This is a genomic window from Paenibacillus sp. A3M_27_13 (assembly GCF_024213315.1).
In the GTDB taxonomy this organism is placed as follows: Bacteria; Bacillota; Bacilli; order Paenibacillales; family Paenibacillaceae; genus Paenibacillus; species Paenibacillus polymyxa_B.
Genome location: NZ_JANAVE010000004.1, coordinates 1 through 20,754 on the forward strand (window position 1 = coordinate 1; position 20,754 = coordinate 20,754).

Consider the following 20,754-nt stretch of genomic DNA (forward strand, 5'->3'; position numbering starts at 1 on the left):
CGACTTGCATGTATTAGGCACGCCGCCAGCGTTCGTCCTGAGCCAGGATCAAACTCTCCATTAAAGACCAACCGAAGCTGGTTTATAGAAAGAGCGATAAGCTCATTTTGAAACTGACGAGATAAAATATCTCTTGTTTGATTTCGCGAACAAAATCATTTTACTCACTCGTTGTTCAGTTTTCAAAGATCAAACCTGCATAATGTCTCGCTTTGTTTCACCACCGCATCTCAGCGGCGACTTAAATAATATATCATGTTTTCTACGTCTTTGCAACACTTTTTTTCAAGAGAATTTTTTAATCAATTCTGCTTTGTTTTTGTGTTGCTAACTATCTTGTAAAAGACAGCTATAAGAATATACCACATAAATATGCTAAATAGCAACACCTTTTTTTGAATTCTTTTTTCATCTTTAAATCACTGCATTTAAATAAAGAGACCATTATTCCCACAAGCAGAATAACAGTCTCTTTAACATTCATTTCTTTCTCTTAATGAATAATAAAGCCGGGGCACTACTAGGAGGTCCCTCTCTTTTTACATTTAGCCACGTCAGTCCTTAATCCATGGATTTTTACGCGAACGAGCATTATAGGATGAGGAACGGGGTTCTCCTCCACTTGAATTATGGGATTTTTGCTTCTTATTGCTAGCATTTTTACTGGAAACCTTGGCTTTGGACGTCTCTTCTTTGGATGTACTGCCAGAACCGTCTTTTGATTTACCTTTACGCACGCTACGATCCTTTGGTTTAGAAGAAGAAATAACTTCATTTTGGGATGCAATAGTCAGATTGTTACCCATCTCCTGCGTTCCTGGAATTGCTGGTGCCGACTGGACATTCTCTTCCCGGCATCCACAGTCTGGCATAAACATATAGGGGGTTGTATATCCCTCTAATGGATACATAGGTGCATTCCCATGCGCAAACGGATGATAAGGGGAATTCGCAGATTGTTGTCCTTGTAGCTGGCTATAGTTGGACACGTTTCCACCCGTAGGCAAACCATATTGAGGTCCTCCCCATGCCTGGCTCCATTGACTGCCCTGGACTGTACTCTCTGGATACTGCTGTGGATGCCCTTGATGGATAAATGGAGGATAGACAGGGTAGGATGCATTTTCAGACGCCTCATGACTCGGATAATATCCGGGGGCGCAGCAATCTGAGTAGGCAGGATAAGGTGTTGGATGGGCATTTATGGGTGATGTCTGCACAGGCCCCCAGCACCATGGATGCTCACAGTCATGATGATAGCCCTGATCAGAAACTACAGTAGGAGAAGCATATTCTGCTAAGGAGGTATTTATAGGCGCATTCCCCGAAGTTTGTGGAGACCCAATCCCCGGATACCACGAGTTCGGCATTGCATTTATTTGTGGGCTATAATCAAATGTCGGCTGTTGTATCGACCACTCGGAATTTACCATCGGCTCCGATTTTGTGCAGCCGCAAAATTTTTCAGCTACAGGTTGCTTCACAACAGTTGTAGGAAGCTGTGGCTTAGATGCAATCGGTTGGGTAACTATGGGCTGCATTTGAGGTGGAGCAGGTGGAGTAACTATGGGCTGCATTTGAGGTGGAGCAGGATTTACGGGTGCCATAGGAACTTCAGGCAGTTTTAATTCAGGAAGCTTAGGAGGATTCACTGTTTCTTTTGGCTGTGTCATCTCTTCTTTAGGGCTAGGCATATTCTCCTGCTTAGGCTGCGTCAACTCCGCCTTGGGCTGGGTAAGTTCTTGCTTGGTTGGGGATTCAGGTTTAGGCTGTGTCATCTCTTCTTTGACTGCGGTATTTTTTTTATTCTCAGTAAAATCAGACGCCTCTTCTTTGTAGTGTGGAATATTAACTGTTTCTCCAACCAGAAGTGCGTTCGGGTTTTTAAGCTGGGAATTGGCATCAATAATTAGCTTAAGCGGTACATTCCACGCCTTGGACAACTTCCACAATGAATCTCCTTGCTTAACCTTGTGTTGATATACCGTTGACGGCTGTGTTTCCATCGTAACAGGGTCTGTTGGAATTTTAATTTTCTCGCCGATGCTCAACTGATTAGGGTCTGCCAATTGGGGATTGGCGGCAATAACTTTCTCCAGCGTCACATTATACTTCTGTGCCAGCAAGTACAGAGTGTCACCTTTTTTGACGATGTGTATTTTCACAGGTCACAAACCTCCTAGACTTTCGTTCGGGCGGGATAAACGCCCGGCTTCTGTTATTACATCCTATGCACCTCCCGGGCGAATGACCCCATACAAACAAAAAAATCCTCTCAACCGAATACTCTCACGAGCATTCAGCTAAAAGGATTCGGTTTTATTTTAGTCCTGCCACACTTTGTAGCCATCCTGATCCACGATCTTCCGGAACTCAGCCAAGAGCTCCAAAGTCACTGGGCCAGCAACACCGGAGCCGATCGTACGACCATCCACTTCATAAGCTGCAATAACTTCTGCCGCAGTTCCTGTAAAAAACACCTCGTCCGCAACATATACATCATGCAGTGTAAAAGGTTGTTCCTTAAGGGGGTATTCAAGCTTAGTACACAAATCGATAATAGCATTACGAGTAATCCCTTCAAGCGCTCCCAAATAGCAAGGAGGTGTATATAACACTCCGTTTTTGACAATGAAAATGTTGTCCGCAGAGCCTTCTGTCACATACCCTTGGGAATTGAGCATAATAGCCTCACCTACACCAGCATAGTTAGACTGGATCTTCACGAGGATATTGTTGAGATAGTTCAATGATTTAATCTTCGGATTCAAAGCATCTGGGATGTTGCGACGCTGAGAGACAGAAATTGTCTTCAGGCCAGTCAAGTAAGCTTCTTCCGGGTAAATGGCGAGCTGTTCCACGATAATGATGACACTCGCCTTCGCACAACGAAGAGGATCTAAACCTAGATTTCCTGCACCTCGGGATACAATCAGACGGATATATCCGTTACGCATTTCGTTAAGACGAATCGTTTCAGCCATTGCTTCCAACATCTCATCAGGAGACAACGGAATGTTTAACTGAATGGATTTCGCAGAATCATACAGACGCTCCAAGTGCTCCTTACATTTAAAAATATTCCCGTTATAGATACGAATGCCCTCAAATATACCGTCTCCGTACAAGAATCCATGATCATATACGGAAACCTTTGCGTTTTCCTTAGTCACATGCTGCCCATCCAGATAGATCCATTGTTCTGCCATTAAAACCACACCTCCGATTAATGTTCCTTTAAAATAGGTTCGATCGCTGCTTCAACATACTTGTAACTTGGATAAGAGCCAAGAATACGTACATGGCATCCCAAAGCCTCAATCTCTGCAAAGGCTGCCGGAAGCAGAACGGAATGCAGAGATTCCAAAACTTCAATGTAAAAATAATAATTCCCCAATTGCTTTTTGGTCGGACGCGATTCAATACGGGACAGATTTAACCTGCGCCATGCAAATGCGGATAAAACCTGATGCAGCGCTCCCGGGAAATCCTGCGGTGGCGTGACCAAAATACTGGTTCGCTGACCTTCAGGTGTACCCGGGAGACTTATAGGTTGATGGCCGATCAAGACAAAGCGGGTAAAGTTGTTATCGTGATCCGTTACTTTGCTGGCCAAAATATCCAATCCGTGTTTGGCAGCCGCGAGCTTGGTTCCGAGAGCGGTCCAGCCTTTACCGGGGTTATGTTTAACAATTTCGACGGCTTCTGCCGTACTTCCTGCACCCTCCAGCTCGGCCTGAGGAGCGGAAGCCTGTATGAATTCTTTACACTGGGGAAGCGCTACAGGATGAGACATAATTTTGACCACTTTGCTCAAATCCAGCTTGTCCAAATCCTTCGTAAATTCACTACGATGTCCAATAAGATTTTGAATTGAAGGATATACCCATTCCGCCTGCATTTGAATGTCTACTTCATGTACAAGCCAATCCATATGCAAACTTACAGAGCCATCAATCGTATTTTCAATGGGAATTACACTATAGTCTGCCTGTCCCTTGTCTACTGCCTGAAATACGTCCGCAATATGCTTGTAAAACAGTAATTCATGGGGCATATCTCCTAACAAATACTTAATCGCTTCATGAGAAACGGTCCCCTCAGGAAGAAGTGCAATTCGTTTCATATCGTAAGTTCCCCTTTAATCATATCCATAAAAGGGAGTGTATTCCCTTCTGTATATACTTTAACTCCTGCACTCTCAGGGCGCAATTTTAAAACAGAAGCAGTGATCCCCTCTTTGTTCATGGTATCCGTTAAATACTGCTCCAGCTCCGCTTTCCGATTCTCCCGTTGATCCATCAATGCCAGCAGCGTCGGTCCAGCCCCACTGAGAGCCACACCCAAGGCACCATAATGGTGCGCATCCTGCAGGATCTCTGTCATACCCGGCACAAGCGCCGCACGGTAAGGCTGATGAAGCTGATCACGCATCGCTTCGGCAATTAAATCGGTTCTTCCCGACGCCAATGCTGCTACCAGCATGGAAGCATGACTTATATTATATACGGCATCCTTCAATGATACATGCGCGGGTAGAACCTCTCTGGCTTTCGACGTGGACAGCTGAAAATCTGGAATAACTACCATAACCTCCAGATTAGCATCCGGTTCAAGTCGTAAATGCCTAGCATGCTCGCCATCCCACATCGCTGTAATAATACCACCAAACAGGGAAGCTCCAACATTATCCGGATGTTTTTCAATGGCGCTTGCCATATCAAACAGCTTGGAATCCGGCAGAGGCGAGCCAATCAACGTATTAGCAGCGACCAAGGCGCCCACAATGGCAGAAGCACTGCTGCCCAAACCACGAGTAAGTGGAATATCCGAGTACATCGAAATATCGAGCTCAGGTACAGATACACCTGCTTCCCGAAAAACCATTTGTGCTACCTTGAAAATCAGATTAGTTTTATCTTGGGGAACACCATTCATTTCATTTCCGTATAAATGAAAAGCCGTCTGTTCGGCCTCCTTCATTTCAATCCATGCATATAAGGACAATGCCATGCCCAATGTATCAAAGCCGGGACCCAAGTTGGCCGTACTCGCAGGCACACGCACTCTTGCTGTTTTTAAAACGGTCATACAGACAATTCCTCCTGCTTTTATTGACTATCCCTCTACTCGATATACGCTCTTGATGCGACGGATGACGTCCAAAGTTTCAAAATGCTCCAAAACCTTTTTCATACTCGCTTTACTGGCTAAATGAGTCACGATAATAATTTCAGCATCGGGGTTAACCTCATTCGGTTGCTGCACAACAGATGCCAGACTGACATCAAATTCAGCAAATACTTGCGTAATCCGTGCCAACACCCCTGCTTTATCATCCACATGCAGAAGCACGAAGTTTTTGAAATACACATCTTCATCGTTACTAATTTTTTTGGGATTGTAAGGAACGATGGCTTTAAGCCCATTGACACCAAGTTTGAGATTTTTCACTACAGCTACTAAATCGGCTACAACCGATGTTGCCGTCGGCATTTCACCTGCACCCGCACCATAAAACATGGTTTCACCCACTGCTTCACCATGCACATACACCGCATTGAATACCCCGTTCACCGAAGCCAATGGATGCTGCTTGCGTACCATAGTCGGCTGAACGTTAATCGTAAATTCATCACCTTGGCGCTCTGCAATCCCGAGCAATTTCATTTCATATCCTAGTTTTTTAGCAAAAGCAATATCTTCACTGGTTACCTTTGAAATGCCGCTGACACTTACATCCTTGAGCTCTACATTAGAGCGGAAACCAAGCGTGCCGAGAATTGCCATTTTACGAGCTGCATCCAGTCCTTCCACGTCTGAGGTCGGATCCGATTCAGCATACCCAAGCTCCTGCGCTTCCTTGAGAACTTCCTCGTACGAGGCCCCTTCCTGACTCATTTTTGTTAAAATAAAGTTTGTCGTACCGTTCACAATCCCCATAATGCGGGTAATGCGGTCGGAGGAGAAGCCTTCAATTAATGTACGAATGATCGGGATACCACCTGCTACACTAGCTTCATAAAAAATATCACACTGCTTTTCCTGCGCCTTTGCTAATACTTCAGAACCGTGCAAAGCCATTAAGTCCTTATTTGCTGTTACGATGTGTTTACCCCGCTCCAGCGCTTCAAGAATGTACTCCTTCGTCTGATCAACGCCGCCCATGACTTCAATAATTACATCAATTTCAGGGTCCCGAATAACTTCCCATGGGTCCTCAGTAAGCTTGGCTGTCTCCACTTCAATGGAACGATATTTTTCTATGTTTTTTACAGCTATTTTTTCAATGATGATCGGTGAACCGACTTGTCTGCTCAAGTCTTCCTGATTGCCTTCTACGATTCGAACGACTCCCGTTCCAACCGTCCCCAAACCTAACAATCCTACTTTGACCGGTTTCATCCATTCCCCTCCCGCGAACTTATGCCTAATGAACTGAATCGCCTTAACCTTGCCCAATCAGGCGAACACGTTTAACTCCAGAGATATCTTCCAAGCCCTCAAGTAGAACACCCAACTCTTCACTGAGTCTGGACATTTCTACGGAGATGACTACGTTGGCTCTGCCTTGCAGTGGAATACTTTGCTGGATCGTCAGCACATTGCCTCCGAAATCAGCCACTCTGCCAAGCACCCTGGACAACATTCCGGATTGATGCTCTAAATCAATAGAGATATTGACAATTCGCTCACGCTCCAGCTGATTAACCAAATGTATGCCATCCTTATATTTATAAAAGGCGCTCCGGCTTAGCCCAACTTGCTCCACGGCATCATGCACGGTTTTAACATCTCCTGAAGCCAGCAGCAGTTTCACCTGTATGGTCTTAACAATAGCTTCAGGCAAAATATCTTCCCGTACCAAGTAATAGCGCTCTTTCAAGAACGTCCTCTCCTCAAAGACTTATGTTTTTGTATAGAGGACATTATATCGAAACTCTTGAAAATCGGCAAGCAAACAATGCAAAAAACGGCTACTGCCTTCTATAGAGTTTCCTATAGTACAGTAACCGTTCAGGTTTTAGACCTTTATTTAAAATTTAGTAGTAGCTGCTGCCTTCAACAAATTCGAACTCGAAATCAGCAATGCGTACAGATGTACCATCTTTGGCGCCGCGCTTGCGTAACTCAGCATCCACACCCATATGGCGTAACGTTCTTGCTAATTTCAAAATGGCATCATGCGAGTTCAACTGCATGCGCTTCATCATGCGCTCAATTTTAGGGCTCTGCACCACGAATGTGTCGTTTTCACGCACAATTGTAAAGCCATCGTCTTCTGCTGTATCCAGCTTAAATACCTTACGTTCATTGACTTCTGCTACTTCCTCAACAACCGGCTCGTCCGGTATTTGATCCAGCAAATCAGCAGCCCGGTAGAGCAGTTCCTTCACACCTTGACGTGTCAGTGAGGAAATAGGCATGATTTCAAGATCAGGACGTATAGAAGCAATCTGCTCTTTGAAGTGAGTCAGGTTTTCTTCCGCCTCCGGCATATCCATTTTATTGGCCGCCACAATTTGTGGACGCTCAGCCAATGTTGCATTATATTGCTTCAATTCGTCGTTAATTTTAGTCCAATCTTCAAACGGATCACGTCCTTCGGAGCCCGCCATATCCACGACATGGATAATAATACGCGTCCGCTCAATGTGCCGCAGAAATTCATGTCCCAGCCCAATACCTTCATGAGCTCCTTCAATCAAACCAGGCAAATCCGCCATCACAAAGTTACGATGATCCCCCACATCCACAACGCCCAAATTCGGAGTAATCGTTGTAAAGTGGTATGCCCCAATTTTCGGTTTTGCGGAAGATACAACCGACAACAAGGTAGACTTCCCTACACTAGGGAACCCGACCAAACCTACGTCAGCCATTACTTTTAACTCAAGCGTGATATAACGTTCTTGTCCCTCTGCGCCGTTCTCAGCCAACTCAGGCGCTGGATTATTCGGTGTAGCAAAACGGATGTTCCCGCGTCCTCCGCGTCCTCCTTTAGCTACGACGACTTGTTGACCATGACGTGTCATATCTGCTACTACTTCACCAGTATCATCATCTATGATGACCGTTCCCGGTGGTATACGTACGATCATGTGCTCCGCATTGGCTCCGTGTTGGCTTTTGTTACGACCTTTCACTCCACGCTGGGCTTTAAAATGACGTTGGTACCGAAAATCCATCAAGGTACGCAAACCCTCATCTACACGGAAAATTACGTCTCCACCATTCCCTCCGTCACCACCACCTGGGCCACCTTCAGGAACGTATTTCTCACGGCGAAACGCAATTAATCCGTCCCCACCGTCACCGCCTTTAACAAAAATCTTCGCTTTATCTACAAACATGGTTACACCTTCCTTATGTCTGGCACTGCATCCGAATTTGAAGCATTTCGCCCGTAGGGAGCTTCTCTGTTCGAATGCGTTCACTTCCGAGTACGGATCTGACCCGCTTCAGGATATTCAAATCCGCAGGTATGTCACTTCCTTCAAAACGGACGATAACATCATTCTGATCCATACCGAAAAAAAGTGTCAATCTGCGCACTTCTCCCCAGGACGACCGGCCCCCGCCATATTGATACGCACGCACCGTTTCTATGACGGCCGAGGCAAGCGACTCGCCGTCTTCGGGAGACATGACAGCGTCTAACTTTAACTGCTCCTCAACCTGTACCGACAACTGTAAATTACCGGCGTTCACGCGAAAAGACTGCAAATAAAACACCAGTGAGGGAATACCCAACTTAGATATTTTACTGTCTTCCGCCACGCGCCCTTTTATTGTTTCCACATAAGCAACAGATTTATCATGCTTATTCATACGAATATATCCATAAAGCACCTGCAAGTCATTCATCCAGTCATGCCGATGATGGTTAAGCATTGAAATCGCTGTACGCTCAAAAGAACGCAAAGCAGCTTTCCGCTCATACTCGACCTGTCTTTGCGTATACCACATACCAAAGCATGCAGCAACTACAGACCATACTGCTAATAAGATAATCGTTAATACTTCAGGATAGAGCAGTGAAAAAACCAAAGGAATCAGAATGGAACCCAACGCCAGATAAGGCGCTCTTATCCGCTGGAACATGGCTTCTCTCCGTTCTGCGAAATTAAATGGATTATTAAAGAACCTTAATCCAGTATAGCACAGACTAACTTTCCAGTTCATTACCATCATGCAAAAAAGCCTCCGACAAAAGTGCCGGAGGCTTTTAAGCGTGTCTAAGCCGCTATTAAGCTTCTACAGTAGCTGCTACTGGAGCAACGTCGATCGGGTAGATGCTCACCTTTTTGCGATCACGGCCCCAACGTTCGAACTTCACAACGCCGTCCACTTTCGCGAACAGAGTGTCGTCCTTACCGATGCCCACGTTCGTGCCCGGGTGAATTTTCGTTCCGCGTTGACGAACCAGGATGCTACCGCCGGTAACTGCTTGACCGTCAGCACGTTTCACTCCAAGACGTTTCGATCTACTGTCACGTCCGTTTTTTGTGGAACCTACACCTTTTTTCGATGCGAATAATTGAAGATCCAATGTCAATTTCAACATGATGTCTACCTCCTTCTTTGATTATTTTCTATTTGAATATACTTACCGTATGATTCAGCAATACTTGTCAGCATAATCACCATGGACTCCAGCAACAGTTGAACCTGTGCGTTCGCATCATGATAACTTTCAGGAGAAAGATACGCGCTTAAAAAGCCGTTTTCCATTTCCGTTTCCATCTCAACGTCCGTAAGAGCTCCAATCGAATTGACAGTTCCTACCGTTACCGCTGAAACGCCAGCACATACGATATCCTCGCCAGATTTAGCGAAATTCGCATGCCCTTTAACGGAAAACCCCTGTATGCTGCCATCCTCCAGTCGTGTAATACGCACGATAATCACTTATCGCACCCTCTTACGCTTGGATTTTTTCAATCGTCACTTTCGTGTACGGTTGACGATGACCTTGCTTCACATGGTAGTTCTTTTTAGGTTTGTATTTGTATACGATGACCTTTTGACCTTGACCATGCTTCTCAACTTTAGCTGTTACAGAAGCTCCAGAAAGAAGCGGTGTACCTGCTGTCAAGCCATTGTCGCCGGACACTGCCAGAACACGATCAAACGTTACAGTTTCACCATCATTAGCTTCCAACTTCTCGATGAACAATACGTCGCCCTCTTGAACTTTGTATTGCTTACCACCTGTTTCGATAATTGCGTACATTTGCTTGCACCTCCTTATGTCTCAGACTCGCCTAATAGCAGGTGACAGATTCCCTTAGGATACTGCACTTCAGTACCTGATTGGAGCGGTTACAGCATGTGCAGCCAATCTTACGCATCACACATACTAAATGATTGTAGCACAAGCTTTGTACACATTCAACCTTTAGTTTTAAAATGATTTTTGGTTTCGCACCACTCTACACGAGCGTCTTTTCCTCACGCACTTTTTTGCGGGTCATTTCCAGCAAACCTAACCGCGTCCAACCGACAACATAAGATTTGGTCCGATCCTTCTTCAATCTTGCTTCCAACACAGAGGATACTTCCCGACGGTTCTCCTCTTGTTCCATGTCAATAAAATCAATGATGATGATACCACCAATATCACGCACACGTACCAGGCGGGCAATCTCTTCGGCTGCTTCAATGTTAGTCTGGGTCACCGTCTCTTCCAGATTACTGCCTCCCGTAAACTTCCCCGTATTCACATCAATGACGGTTAATGCCTCCGTATGATCAATGACAATATAACCGCCGCCCTTCAACCATACCTTTCGCGCAAAATCGCGTTCCAGCTGCTCATGAATGCCATAAGCTTTAAAAATTGTTTCTTCTGCACCACGAAATATACTTACATGAGCTTTCGCAGGACCAATCTGTTGCAGCATTATTTCTGCGTCCTTTGCTTGCTCTTCACTGTCAATAACCAGTTCATCCTGTTCAGGTGTAAACACATCCCTAATCAATCGCTGAACGATACTTAAATCCCGATGTAATTCGCACGGAGCCGAGTGTTCACCAGCTTTACGCTGAATAGCCGCCCACTGCTTACGCAGTTGATTTAAATCATTTTCAATCGCCTCTATACTCATGTCTTCCGAAACGGTACGGATTATGAGTCCTTCCTCACTTGTGCGTAGCTGCTCTCCCATTGCTTTCAAACGGGTACGTTCGCCCTCACGTTCGATCTTCTTGGATACGGCCACATAATCAGCACGGGGCATATATACGATCCAGCGACCCGGAAGTGAAAAATGAGTGGTGACCCTGGCTCCCTTGCTACCAACAGCCTCTTTTAATACCTGCACTACAATTTCCTGCCCCACCTTTAACACTTCTGAAATGGATGGCTTTACCTCCGGCTGCTTGTCCAAATGAGCATGAAGTACGTCATCTACATACAAAAAGGCATTCTTTCGCTGTCCAATGTCAACAAAGGCGGCTTGCATACCTGGTAGCACATTGACCACCCTCGCTTTGAAAAAAGAACCTAGAATTCCCCGTTTTCGCGGTAGTTCAGCCGCATATTCAACCAATCGTCCCTCTTCCAACAGCGCCATTTGGGTCATCTGCTGCTGGCATTGTACAATCATTTGCTTCATGGTTTTTCAACCTCTCTGGATACAGCCTCTTCCTTAACTCATAAAACATTATTTGGGCTTGGGTTCTCCACCATCTGGCGGGCGTGTCGCAAAATAAGAGCGAATAAGACGTTGCTCCGGCAGTACGGCTACAATCCGTCCCTGTTCATTCATTACATAAACCATATGATACCGATCTCTTCTGAAAAGACGCAAAATAGGCTCCAAATGTTTCACTGGCAGGGATACAATAGGTAAGGCAATACTCCCCTTAGCTACTTCGCGGTAAAAAAGCTCGTCCCTCCCCAGCAAAAACCGTATAAAACGGTAAGGGATATTCCGATAATCCACAATATTAGAATAAAGCAAAAAAATCCCTACCGCCAGCAGATTTAAATGCATAGGTCCATTTTGCCTTAACAACGGTGAAATACCATACATACAAAATAGCAGACTCGTTACGATACTGGCTCTAAAAGTCCACACTAATGTGCGGTGATAAGAACAAGATAAGCTAATCAATGACTGTAATATTTTTCCACCATCAAGTGGTAAAATGGGCAGCAAATTAAACAGTGCAATAACTGCATTCCCCTGAATTATATAATTTACATAATCATACTCCAGCCCACTCACATTTCTGAACCACAAAAGGATGATGATCATGATTCCGTTTTGCAGGGGCCCCGCTAGCGCAATGACAATCTCCTTCCACGCATTGAGCTTCCCCTGATCCTCAATGACCGCCACTCCTCCAAAGGGTAACATCTGTATGGAAAGCACCCGCGCGCCCAACAACGAAGCAGCTGTCGCATGACCTAGCTCATGAATAAACACCAATGTAAATAAAGTTATGATCTCGATAAAATGTCCAGTTAATATAGAGGTCAGCATAACCAATACAAACAGTGGATGTAATGATAAGGTCACCCCTCGGACATTAATCAAGGGCTACCACTTCCGACGGGTCAATGTATTGATCCCCTCTCTGAACTGCCAAAAACAAAGTTGCCGCCTCGCTGCCACTGTGACTTGCTGGCAGTACACCGATCTCATCCCCCTCCTGAACCCAGTCGTTCACTTTTAAGGTAGAGCGGGAAAGCCTTCCGTAAGTTGCTGTGATACCGCCAGTGTGTCGAACTGTAACCGAAATCCCGCTTTTGGGATGATTTAATATGTCTAATACTCGTCCTGCATCTATACTTTTAACAGCGATTGCCCCGTTGTCGGTAACATTCGGCGTAATTTCTACTCCTTTAAGGCTCAGTACAAAAGGCTGTGTTATGTTGCCTTCGATCGGTGGAGATCCCTTTCGACTTGCGTCAACCTTGTGCGTTTCATGCTCCTCGCCAAAAATCGGCAAAAAGGAAGGAGCTCCGTCAAAATAAGTTTCATACCATTGTCCGACGGCTGCAAAATCCATATCCTTATTCAAGGCATCCGCAATAAACATTCTCAAATTCACTGCATAGGGAATATCCCAACGAAACATTCCCCATACCATTCCAAATAACACCGTTGCTATGACTGATCTTCGCCAAAAGGAAGTCCAAAAAGACGGACCACGATTCGTCCCAAAAGATTGCTGCCAGCGTTGCCGCTCATTTTTCCACTCAGTTTCTGGGTCTCTGGGCGAGTTGGCACTGACTATAGGCATCGACTTCATATCTTTATCCCCGTGCCTGTTCTGATATATGCCAGAGGGATGATACGTCTCCGCTTTGCTTCCCGCGATTAGCTGCTGTATACGTTCTTCTCTGCGCTGCTTGATTCCGGAATTTTTATTCATCCTGTTCAGCCCCCTTAGCGAGGTATGTTTGATACATCTTATGAGGACGGGCTTCAACTTATGTTGTCTGGTTCGGGAATACGCACCTAAAAATCAAAAAAAACCGGCGCTAGCGCACCGGTTATGTTTTGTATTTATGATATTTATGTAGTGACCCTAAATTTTGAGAAACTGTATTATGGAAATTTAAAAAACAAACCAAAAACACTTAAATAAGATTACTACTTATTTAAGTGTCTAGTATTACAAATGAATACTACTACAGCTCCTACCTTAGAACCAATGGAAAATCACGTAGGAAGTGTAGAAGCAATTTACCAGTCATAACTTCCGGTTTTCCTCATCCACCCATACCAAAAAACTTCTTAAAGCGTGTCATCACGCTTTTCTTCTGGTCCAGCTGCATGAGGGGCACTGTATCGCCCAAAATCCGTCTCGCAATGTTACGGTAAGCAATCGCAGCCTGTGAATCTGGATTCATAACGGTAGGCTCCCCTGTATTAGCTGCTTTAATTACCATTTCATCATCCGGCACAATCCCAATAAGGTCTATGCTAAGCACTTGTAAAATCCCGTCAATATCCAGCATATCTCCGGATTTAACCATGCTATTGCGAATGCGGTTAACCACCAACTTGGGTGATATCACATGTGAGCTTTCCAGTAAACCAATTACCCGGTCTGCATCGCGTACGGCTGCATTTTCCGGAGTGGTCACAACAATGGCCTGATCCGCTCCGGCAATGGCATTTTTAAAGCCTTGTTCAATACCCGCAGGGCAGTCGATCAATATATATTCAAAATCCTTTTTAAGCTCCAAAATAATATCCTTAACCTGCTCCGGCGTAACAGCACTCTTGTCCTTGGTTTGAGCGGCTGGCAGCATATACAGCTCCTCAAAACGCTTGTCCTTAACCAGTGCCTGATTTAAACGGCAACGACCTTCCGCTACATCAACAAGGTCGTAAATAATCCGGTTTTCCAGACCCATCACAACGTCTAGATTACGCAAACCGATATCCGTATCCACCAAACATACCTTTTTGCCGAGCAGTGCAAGCGCTGTTCCTATATTGGCTGACGTCGTCGTTTTGCCGACGCCGCCTTTTCCTGAAGTGACGACGATAGCCTCTCCCATGTGCTACACCCCTTTGAACACGTTAAAATCGCGGCCCAGACGCACAATATTGCTCATTTTATCTATTTGCATAGCGCCATCCTTGAGATACGCAAATTCCATACCGGATTCACGTGTCTCCCATTCGTCTGGTGGACGGCTGATCATTTCGGAAATTCGCAGCTGTGTCGGTGCAAAATAGGAAGCCGCAATAATCGCTTCACTATTTCCCTCCATCCCTGCATGCGCCATGCCTCGCAAAGCGCCGAGGACATAAATATCACCAGTACATGTTATAATTCCACCCGGGTTTACATCTCCCAAAAAGAGTAGGTTCCCATTGTGATGAAGCACTTGACCAGAACGGATAATCCCTGTCACCGTGTGAATAGGGGGCTTTCCCTGCACTTCCACAGGCAGTCCAGGTGATTCTACAGACCTGATGAGCAGATTCCCCTTCTGCTTCAAAATCTCCAGAATACTTTCCTTCTGTTCCTCTGTCACTTCTCGGCTTCCCAGCTTAATATCCACATGAATGATCGGGCCTGTTAAAATATTTTGATGACTGTGCTCCAGCTTAAAACGCAGCTCACCCAGCAAATCCTCAAACTCGCATTGATCGTCCAGCAGGAATACCAGGCCATCTTTGATGCCTTTAATCGTGACATGATTCGATTTCACCGCCATTAGCCTGTCCCTCCTATCTCAATCATTTCGTCCCCGGGACGTCAAATCCCTGCTAACCCGGACAAAATGTGTGTAAAAAGACCTAGACAGCCTCTTCCTTTTTCACACGGGTACCCAAACGCTGCAATTGCTTGCGAACTGGGACATAAATGATGAGGGCGAACAGAAAATGGATAAATAAATCAGGAATCATATACTGAGCAAGTGCCCAATTGAAAGTCTGATGATTCAGCTGGAACAACTGATCAATAGCAAATAGCATAGAATCCAGCAGGAAACTACCAATCAACACGGCTGCCATCATAATGGGCATCTGCGCACGTCGAGCTGTAAAAACAAGCCCCAATAAGTATGCAGACAACCCCATTGCAAAAGAATAAGGTCCAATGATAAACCCGTAGAACACTACATCATGAATAAGTCCAAAAACAATACCTAGCACCAATGCTGTATGACGGCTGTAATACACAGACACAAACAAGATCACGACATACACAAAATTCGGAACCATTCTTGAATGCCAACTATCCGGAAGAAGCCATGGAAGAATCGTCCCTTCAGCTATAAACAGTACAAACAGCAGCAGTATTAGAACCTGACCGCGCATCTTCATTATTCCGGTACCTCAGGAGTGTAGAGGATGAGCAATTCTTTCCAATCCACAAAGCTGGCTGCCGGTTTAATAATCGCTGTCCGTGTTTTGCCAAACTCTCCAACCTGAATCTTCTCTACCGTTCCAATCATTAGGTTTTTGCGGAATTTCCCGCCTGCGCCAGACGTAATAATCTGATCACCCTTTGCGATTGGATCTTTTTCCTCAATGCGAGTCATTTGAAATCTGTTCGTACCCGGATCATAGCTTTCAATCATACCAAACGATTGATTTTCCTTGCCCAAGACTGTCGCTGCAATGGCATAAGAATTCGGATTTTTAGGATCCAATGTAGTCAACAGTGTAACGGTGGACGTAAAATTCCCCGTTTGACTAATGACTCCTACAAATCCTTCAAGCGAACTGACTTCCTGACCAACCTTCGCTCCGTCCTTCTCACCAATATCGATCACAAGCGTTTTGGAATCATTGCTGACACTGTTCACTTGAGCAACACGATAATCATAATTATTCTTCGCCTTTTGCGTTTGGGTGAACTTCAGTTCATTCTGCAGTCTGGCATTTGTTTCAACATAATTATGGGTCTGAATCTGGTCACGAGTCAGCTTTGCTACAGCAATTTTTAACCGTTCATTTTCTTCGTAGATGCTGCGCATATTTCCGATATCTTCAAAGAAGCCCGCTATTGCTGAAGCGGGCCTGTAAAAGATACCTTGCACAAAGCCAATTGAATCTCTGGCGAACTTCTCGGGCCAGGTTAAGGAATTTCTCTGTCCAAGTGTAATCCCCATAAGGGCAATAAACAGAACGATTCCGATCAATAGAACAAATAGTCTTTTATTGCCAAACAGCTTAAACAGTTCCTACACCCCCGATTCAACGTTTGGAACGGACGGCAGAACTGCTGCGCGATTTGAACAAATGAATATTTTCCAGCGCTCTGCCTGTACCGATTGCCACACAATCCAGAGGATTTTCCGCTACGATCACCGGCATTCCGGTTTCACCTGCCAACAGCTTGTCCAGATTACGCAAAAGTGCTCCACCACCAGTAAGTACGATTCCTCTATCCATGATGTCCGCTGCCAACTCGGGAGGGCATTTTTCCAGTGTTACTTTGACCGCATCCACGATTGCATTGACTGTATCCGATAACGCTTCGCTAATTTCATCAGAAGTAATCGTGATCGTCTTCGGCAAACCTGTTACCAGATCACGTCCGCGGATTTCTGAGGTTTCCACTTGCTCTAATGGCATAGCTGAACCAACTTCCATTTTCAGTTGCTCTGAAGTCCGTTCACCAATCATCAGATTGTATTGGCGCTTCACGTATTGGATGATGGACTCGTCCATTTCATCGCCAGCCACACGCACGGAGCGGCTTGTTACAATCCCGCCCAGGGAAATGACTGCCACTTCGGTTGTACCTCCACCGATATCGACAACCATACTGCCTGTAGGCTCCCATACAGGAAGATCAGCGCCAATTGCTGCTGCAAACGGCTCCTCTATCGTATATGCCTCTCTTGCGCCTGCTTGCTTCGTCGCATCTTCAACAGCACGCTGCTCCACCGCAGTAATGCCTGAAGGCACACAAACCATCACGTTCGGATGGCGCGGAAACAAAGAGCGTTGTGCTTGCGCCTGACGGATAAAATATTTGATCATCGTTGCTGTCGTATCAAAATCAGCAATGACACCGTCCTTCATCGGACGAATCGCACGTATATTTCCCGGTGTGCGACCGATCATTTTTTTCGCAGATTCACCAACAGCCTCAATGGTTTTTGTATCTGTACGCAAAGCGACTACAGATGGTTCACGAACCACAATTCCTTTACCTCTTACGTATACAAGCGTGTTTGCCGTCCCCAAGTCTATTCCCAAATCTTTTGTAAAGCCACCCAGCATGATGTAATCTCCTTTTCTCTTCCCTGAAATCTGTTATCCATGTATAAACGGTTTATTCAGGCCGGATTATCCGGTCGTATTTAAATGTTTGATTTAAATATTATATTATATCAGACCTTGTTCCTTCAAACTTACAAAGGTCCCGTCCCCGATCACAATATGATCAAGCACGTCGATACCTACGATGTTGCCCGCTTCCATCAGGCGGCGAGTCAACTGGACATCCTCCGGGCTTGGCTTCGGATCACCGCTCGGATGGTTATGAGCGCAAATGATTGAAGCGCTGCTGCATTTGATTGCTGCCCGAAATACTTCACGAGGATGCACGATGGCAGAATTCAGGCTACCCATAGATAGTGTTTCCTGAGCAATGACATGATTTTTAGTGTTAAGGAACAAGCATACAAAATGCTCTTTCTGCAAATAACGAAGCTGCTCAAACAGCAGATCAGCCACATCCCGCGGGCAACTAATCACCGGGGTCTCCAAATGGCGAGACAATGCTAATCGACGCCCCAGTTCGATACCCGCTTTTAGCTGTATCGCTTTAGCATCCCCAATGCCCTTAATCTGGGTCAACTCGCTCAAGCTCATATCCACCAGTTGACGCAAATTTCCTGCCTGCTGCAAAATACGCTGCGCTAAATGCACCGAAGACTCATTTTGCGTTCCTGTACGCAGCAATATTGCCAGCAACTCCGCGTTGCTTAAGGCATCCGCCCCATATGTCATCATGCGCTCTCTTGGTCGTTCTTCATGGGGGAGGTCGCGAAGCATCAGTATTGGCGACTCCAGCATATGTTTATCCCCTTTATGGACGCAACACATTCACTCCAAAATCGGACAGCATGTCCGACAGCAAGGAAAGCGGCAATCCTACGACGTTAAAATAACAACCCTGAATAGATTCCACCAGCGTAGCACCCATGCCTTGAATGCCATACGCTCCTGCTTTGTCAGAAGGTTCACCAGTATTCACGTATGCCACAATTTGCTCTTGACTCAGAGGCTTCATTGTAACCTTCGTTTGGCGATGTCTGACAAGCATTTCGCCGGTTCTGGTATGTATGCAGGCTACCCCGGTGTACACACGGTGTGTCCTTCCCTGCAATGCAGTCAGCATGCGAACCGCGTCCGCATGGTCGGCAGGCTTGCCCAATACCGAACCATCCAGCACGACAATGGTATCACTGCCAATCACCAGTCCGGCTTCCTTCGACTGAGCGGCAGTGTTCACGACCGCTTCGGCTTTGCGTGCCGCAAGGGTCTCCACGATTTGCTGAGGCGTCCAGCTCTCAGGCGTGCTCTCATCCGCATGACTCGGCACCACCTCAAAGGGGAATCTCAAAAATGCGAGCAATTCCTTCCTTCTTGGTGAAGTCGATGCCAGAATAATGCGGGGCGTAATTTTCCCGTCCATAAGGGAAGCTCCTTTTCATCAGTTAGAGCCTGCGGTACAGCCAGAACGCGGCAATGATGCCGATCAGACTAAGCAGGCTCAATTCAAAATTTATCGTTATGTTGTAGCTGATAATATCCAGGTCCGCTCTCGGCGACCAAGATATCCTAGTGGGGTGGGTCAGAAAGGAAAGGAACTTGATCGATTGAAGGGCTTTGGCAATCCATGCACCCAAGAGCCAACCGAGCAACAAAAACAGTATAAGCATTCCTACATTTTTTTTCATCCTGATCTTCCCTCGCCATTTTTTGACACCTTCATTATTATACGGTGATTTGTACTGCAATACAAACAGAAATCCGGCATGGGGAACTATTTCCAGTTCCTTGCCGGAAAATATGGTTAGCTTATTGTTTTATGAATTGGATAAATTCCCTCTCACGCAAAACATATTCCATCATGGAGGATTGAATCTCCCAAATGTGTTCCTTGGCTGTGTTCTTGTTATATTCCCCAATTGCAGAGATCGCACTGTTCATCGCCTTTTCAAGTGAGGTTGCGGAGACAGCCGCTTCCTTCGAAAGCCCAGTGGGAAGTGCAGTGATATTTTGTGTCCACTGCTGATGCAGGTCGTTCAGCTCCTTCATGTCGGAGGCTGGCACCGTATTCGGACCTCCTTCTCCGAGCAAGGTTGAGGAAAGTCCGCTCAACTTACCCACCAATGAACTGCTTAACTGAAAAAAGCTAGTGAGTTTATCACCTTCGCCTCCGTAAGCTGCTTTTTCGAATCCAGGTAATTCAAGCTCACGAACATACAAATCGACTCCTTGTGTTTTCAACTGATTGCTGAGCAACTTGGCTTGCTCCCTATCCGGCGATATTCCTGCATATACCCGGTTTTGGTCCTCGGTATCCCCTCCTGCTGCAATGCCTGCCTTCAACAGTTCTTCTTTTGCTTGTAAGGCCCGTTCTGGAGTGCTGAAAACCCCATATTGCAGCAAATAGTAGGTTTGTGGAGGTACCTGAGCCTCTATGACAGTGACAGGGACAGAATTCTCTTTTGCAGATATTGCATCCACACCAACAGATTCTTTAAAGACCGGTACTGCCTCCTCTACTGAAGGATCTGATCCCGGGACCATGCCTCCTCCGTTAAACAGTAACAACATAATATATCCAAACATGCCTCCGGTCACCAGCGCGCTGGCTACAGAGCCAACCAGTTTCCATCTTGAAGGGTGGGGCGGACGCTTTCTGTACTCTTGGACAGAATGATAAGCTTCCTCATCCTCTTCCAGGCTATCTGGTAGAACTTCCGCATCTGACCAGGAAGCCGCCGAACGACCAAAGGGGTCATCCCATCCCTCTTGTACTCTTAATGTTGGAGCAAAACGCCGACTTGAAATGCGTTTGTTCAGATCCTCAGGCTCGTTGATCTCTGATTCTTGCGTAGCTACAGTATTTTTCTTCATTCCTCTGTTCCGTTCCGTTCCTTTATGCGAGTTATCAGTTTCACGCTGTTCGTTCGTAATCGACTCATTTTTGTACGGAAGCACCTGTAGCTTATCCTCCCGGCTTGTCTCCGGCAACTGTTGGTCGAACCGGAATGTCATCTTGGTCTTGTTCATGGATGCACTC

23 protein-coding genes, 1 rRNA gene and 1 other annotated feature are annotated in these 20,754 nt (G+C 45.8%); all 24 genes read right to left on the reverse strand.

Going from position 1 to position 20,754, the window contains the following annotated elements:
• Window positions 1–64: ribosomal RNA gene (locus NLX82_RS16245) — 16S ribosomal RNA — on the reverse strand; the annotation flags it as partial.
• A gap of 490 nt (window positions 65–554) precedes the next feature.
• A complete protein-coding gene (locus tag NLX82_RS16250) occupies window positions 555–2,165 on the reverse strand; it encodes a LysM peptidoglycan-binding domain-containing protein (protein WP_254348610.1) in 1,611 nt (536 codons plus the stop codon).
• Window positions 2,166–2,324: 159 nt separating this feature from the next.
• Complete coding sequence (gene ilvE, locus NLX82_RS16255; protein ID WP_254348612.1) at window positions 2,325–3,209, reverse strand: branched-chain-amino-acid transaminase; 885 nt, start codon at window positions 3,207–3,209, stop codon at window positions 2,325–2,327.
• 17 nt (window positions 3,210–3,226) lie between these two features.
• Complete coding sequence (gene pheA / locus NLX82_RS16260) at window positions 3,227–4,126, reverse strand: prephenate dehydratase (RefSeq protein ID WP_254348613.1); 900 nt, start codon at window positions 4,124–4,126, stop codon at window positions 3,227–3,229.
• The gene (gene thrB, locus NLX82_RS16265; RefSeq protein ID WP_254348615.1) at window positions 4,123–5,091 is read right to left on the reverse strand and encodes a homoserine kinase; all 969 of its coding nucleotides are present in this window, start codon (window positions 5,089–5,091) and stop codon (window positions 4,123–4,125) included. Before thrB ends, pheA begins: the two co-directional genes overlap by 4 nt.
• A 27-nt stretch (window positions 5,092–5,118) precedes the next feature.
• A complete protein-coding gene (locus NLX82_RS16270) occupies window positions 5,119–6,405 on the reverse strand; it encodes a homoserine dehydrogenase (RefSeq protein ID WP_023989944.1) in 1,287 nt (428 codons plus the stop codon).
• A gap of 43 nt (window positions 6,406–6,448) precedes the next feature.
• Window positions 6,449–6,886, reverse strand: a complete 438-nt coding sequence (locus NLX82_RS16275; protein ID WP_013311587.1) for an ACT domain-containing protein — start codon at window positions 6,884–6,886, stop codon at window positions 6,449–6,451.
• Window positions 6,887–7,043: 157 nt separating this feature from the next.
• Complete coding sequence (gene obgE, locus NLX82_RS16280; protein ID WP_023989945.1) at window positions 7,044–8,354, reverse strand: GTPase ObgE; 1,311 nt, start codon at window positions 8,352–8,354, stop codon at window positions 7,044–7,046.
• 13 nt (window positions 8,355–8,367) lie between these two features.
• Window positions 8,368–9,105, reverse strand: a complete 738-nt coding sequence (locus tag NLX82_RS16285) for a Spo0B domain-containing protein (RefSeq protein WP_013311589.1) — start codon at window positions 9,103–9,105, stop codon at window positions 8,368–8,370.
• A gap of 145 nt (window positions 9,106–9,250) precedes the next feature.
• Window positions 9,251–9,568: a 50S ribosomal protein L27 gene (gene rpmA / locus NLX82_RS16290; protein WP_013311590.1), complete on the reverse strand. Its 318-nt coding sequence runs from the start codon at window positions 9,566–9,568 to the stop codon at window positions 9,251–9,253.
• A 5-nt stretch (window positions 9,569–9,573) separates the two neighbouring features.
• Complete coding sequence (locus tag NLX82_RS16295) at window positions 9,574–9,912, reverse strand: ribosomal-processing cysteine protease Prp (RefSeq protein WP_013311591.1); 339 nt, start codon at window positions 9,910–9,912, stop codon at window positions 9,574–9,576.
• A gap of 13 nt (window positions 9,913–9,925) precedes the next feature.
• Window positions 9,926–10,237, reverse strand: coding sequence for a 50S ribosomal protein L21 (rplU, locus tag NLX82_RS16300; RefSeq protein WP_013311592.1), 312 nt, complete (start codon window positions 10,235–10,237; stop codon window positions 9,926–9,928).
• A 13-nt stretch (window positions 10,238–10,250) separates the two neighbouring features.
• Window positions 10,251–10,338, reverse strand: a sequence feature (ribosomal protein L21 leader region).
• A gap of 98 nt (window positions 10,339–10,436) precedes the next feature.
• Window positions 10,437–11,621, reverse strand: a complete 1,185-nt coding sequence (locus NLX82_RS16305; RefSeq protein ID WP_254348617.1) for an Rne/Rng family ribonuclease — start codon at window positions 11,619–11,621, stop codon at window positions 10,437–10,439.
• A 48-nt stretch (window positions 11,622–11,669) separates the two neighbouring features.
• Complete coding sequence (locus tag NLX82_RS16310) at window positions 11,670–12,548, reverse strand: M50 family metallopeptidase (protein WP_023989949.1); 879 nt, start codon at window positions 12,546–12,548, stop codon at window positions 11,670–11,672.
• A complete protein-coding gene (locus tag NLX82_RS16315; RefSeq protein ID WP_254348619.1) occupies window positions 12,541–13,389 on the reverse strand; it encodes a peptidoglycan DD-metalloendopeptidase family protein in 849 nt (282 codons plus the stop codon). Before NLX82_RS16315 ends, NLX82_RS16310 begins: the two co-directional genes overlap by 8 nt.
• 340 nt (window positions 13,390–13,729) lie before the next feature.
• The gene (minD, locus tag NLX82_RS16320; RefSeq protein WP_013311596.1) at window positions 13,730–14,527 is read right to left on the reverse strand and encodes a septum site-determining protein MinD; all 798 of its coding nucleotides are present in this window, start codon (window positions 14,525–14,527) and stop codon (window positions 13,730–13,732) included.
• Window positions 14,528–14,530: 3 nt separating this feature from the next.
• Window positions 14,531–15,193 (reverse strand): septum site-determining protein MinC, encoded by a 663-nt coding sequence (minC, locus tag NLX82_RS16325; protein WP_013311597.1) that lies wholly within the window; start codon window positions 15,191–15,193, stop codon window positions 14,531–14,533.
• An 82-nt stretch (window positions 15,194–15,275) separates the two neighbouring features.
• Entirely contained in the window at window positions 15,276–15,806 is a 531-nt protein-coding gene (gene mreD / locus NLX82_RS16330; RefSeq protein WP_023989951.1) for a rod shape-determining protein MreD, read from the reverse strand.
• Complete coding sequence (mreC, locus tag NLX82_RS16335) at window positions 15,806–16,627, reverse strand: rod shape-determining protein MreC (RefSeq protein WP_023989952.1); 822 nt, start codon at window positions 16,625–16,627, stop codon at window positions 15,806–15,808. The genes mreD and mreC overlap by 1 nt, the downstream gene beginning before the upstream one ends.
• A gap of 55 nt (window positions 16,628–16,682) precedes the next feature.
• Entirely contained in the window at window positions 16,683–17,717 is a 1,035-nt protein-coding gene (locus NLX82_RS16340) for a rod shape-determining protein (RefSeq protein ID WP_013311600.1), read from the reverse strand.
• Between the two features lie 105 nt (window positions 17,718–17,822).
• Window positions 17,823–18,515, reverse strand: a complete 693-nt coding sequence (gene radC, locus NLX82_RS16345; RefSeq protein ID WP_025722728.1) for a RadC family protein — start codon at window positions 18,513–18,515, stop codon at window positions 17,823–17,825.
• 13 nt (window positions 18,516–18,528) lie between these two features.
• A complete protein-coding gene (locus tag NLX82_RS16350; RefSeq protein WP_254348621.1) occupies window positions 18,529–19,137 on the reverse strand; it encodes a Maf family protein in 609 nt (202 codons plus the stop codon).
• A gap of 22 nt (window positions 19,138–19,159) precedes the next feature.
• The gene (locus tag NLX82_RS16355; protein WP_023989955.1) at window positions 19,160–19,402 is read right to left on the reverse strand and encodes a DUF4321 domain-containing protein; all 243 of its coding nucleotides are present in this window, start codon (window positions 19,400–19,402) and stop codon (window positions 19,160–19,162) included.
• A 121-nt stretch (window positions 19,403–19,523) separates the two neighbouring features.
• On the reverse strand, window positions 19,524–20,744 hold the full coding sequence (locus NLX82_RS16360; protein ID WP_023989956.1) for an SPOR domain-containing protein: 1,221 nt from the start codon (window positions 20,742–20,744) through the stop codon (window positions 19,524–19,526).
• Window positions 20,745–20,754 lie beyond the last annotated feature (10 nt).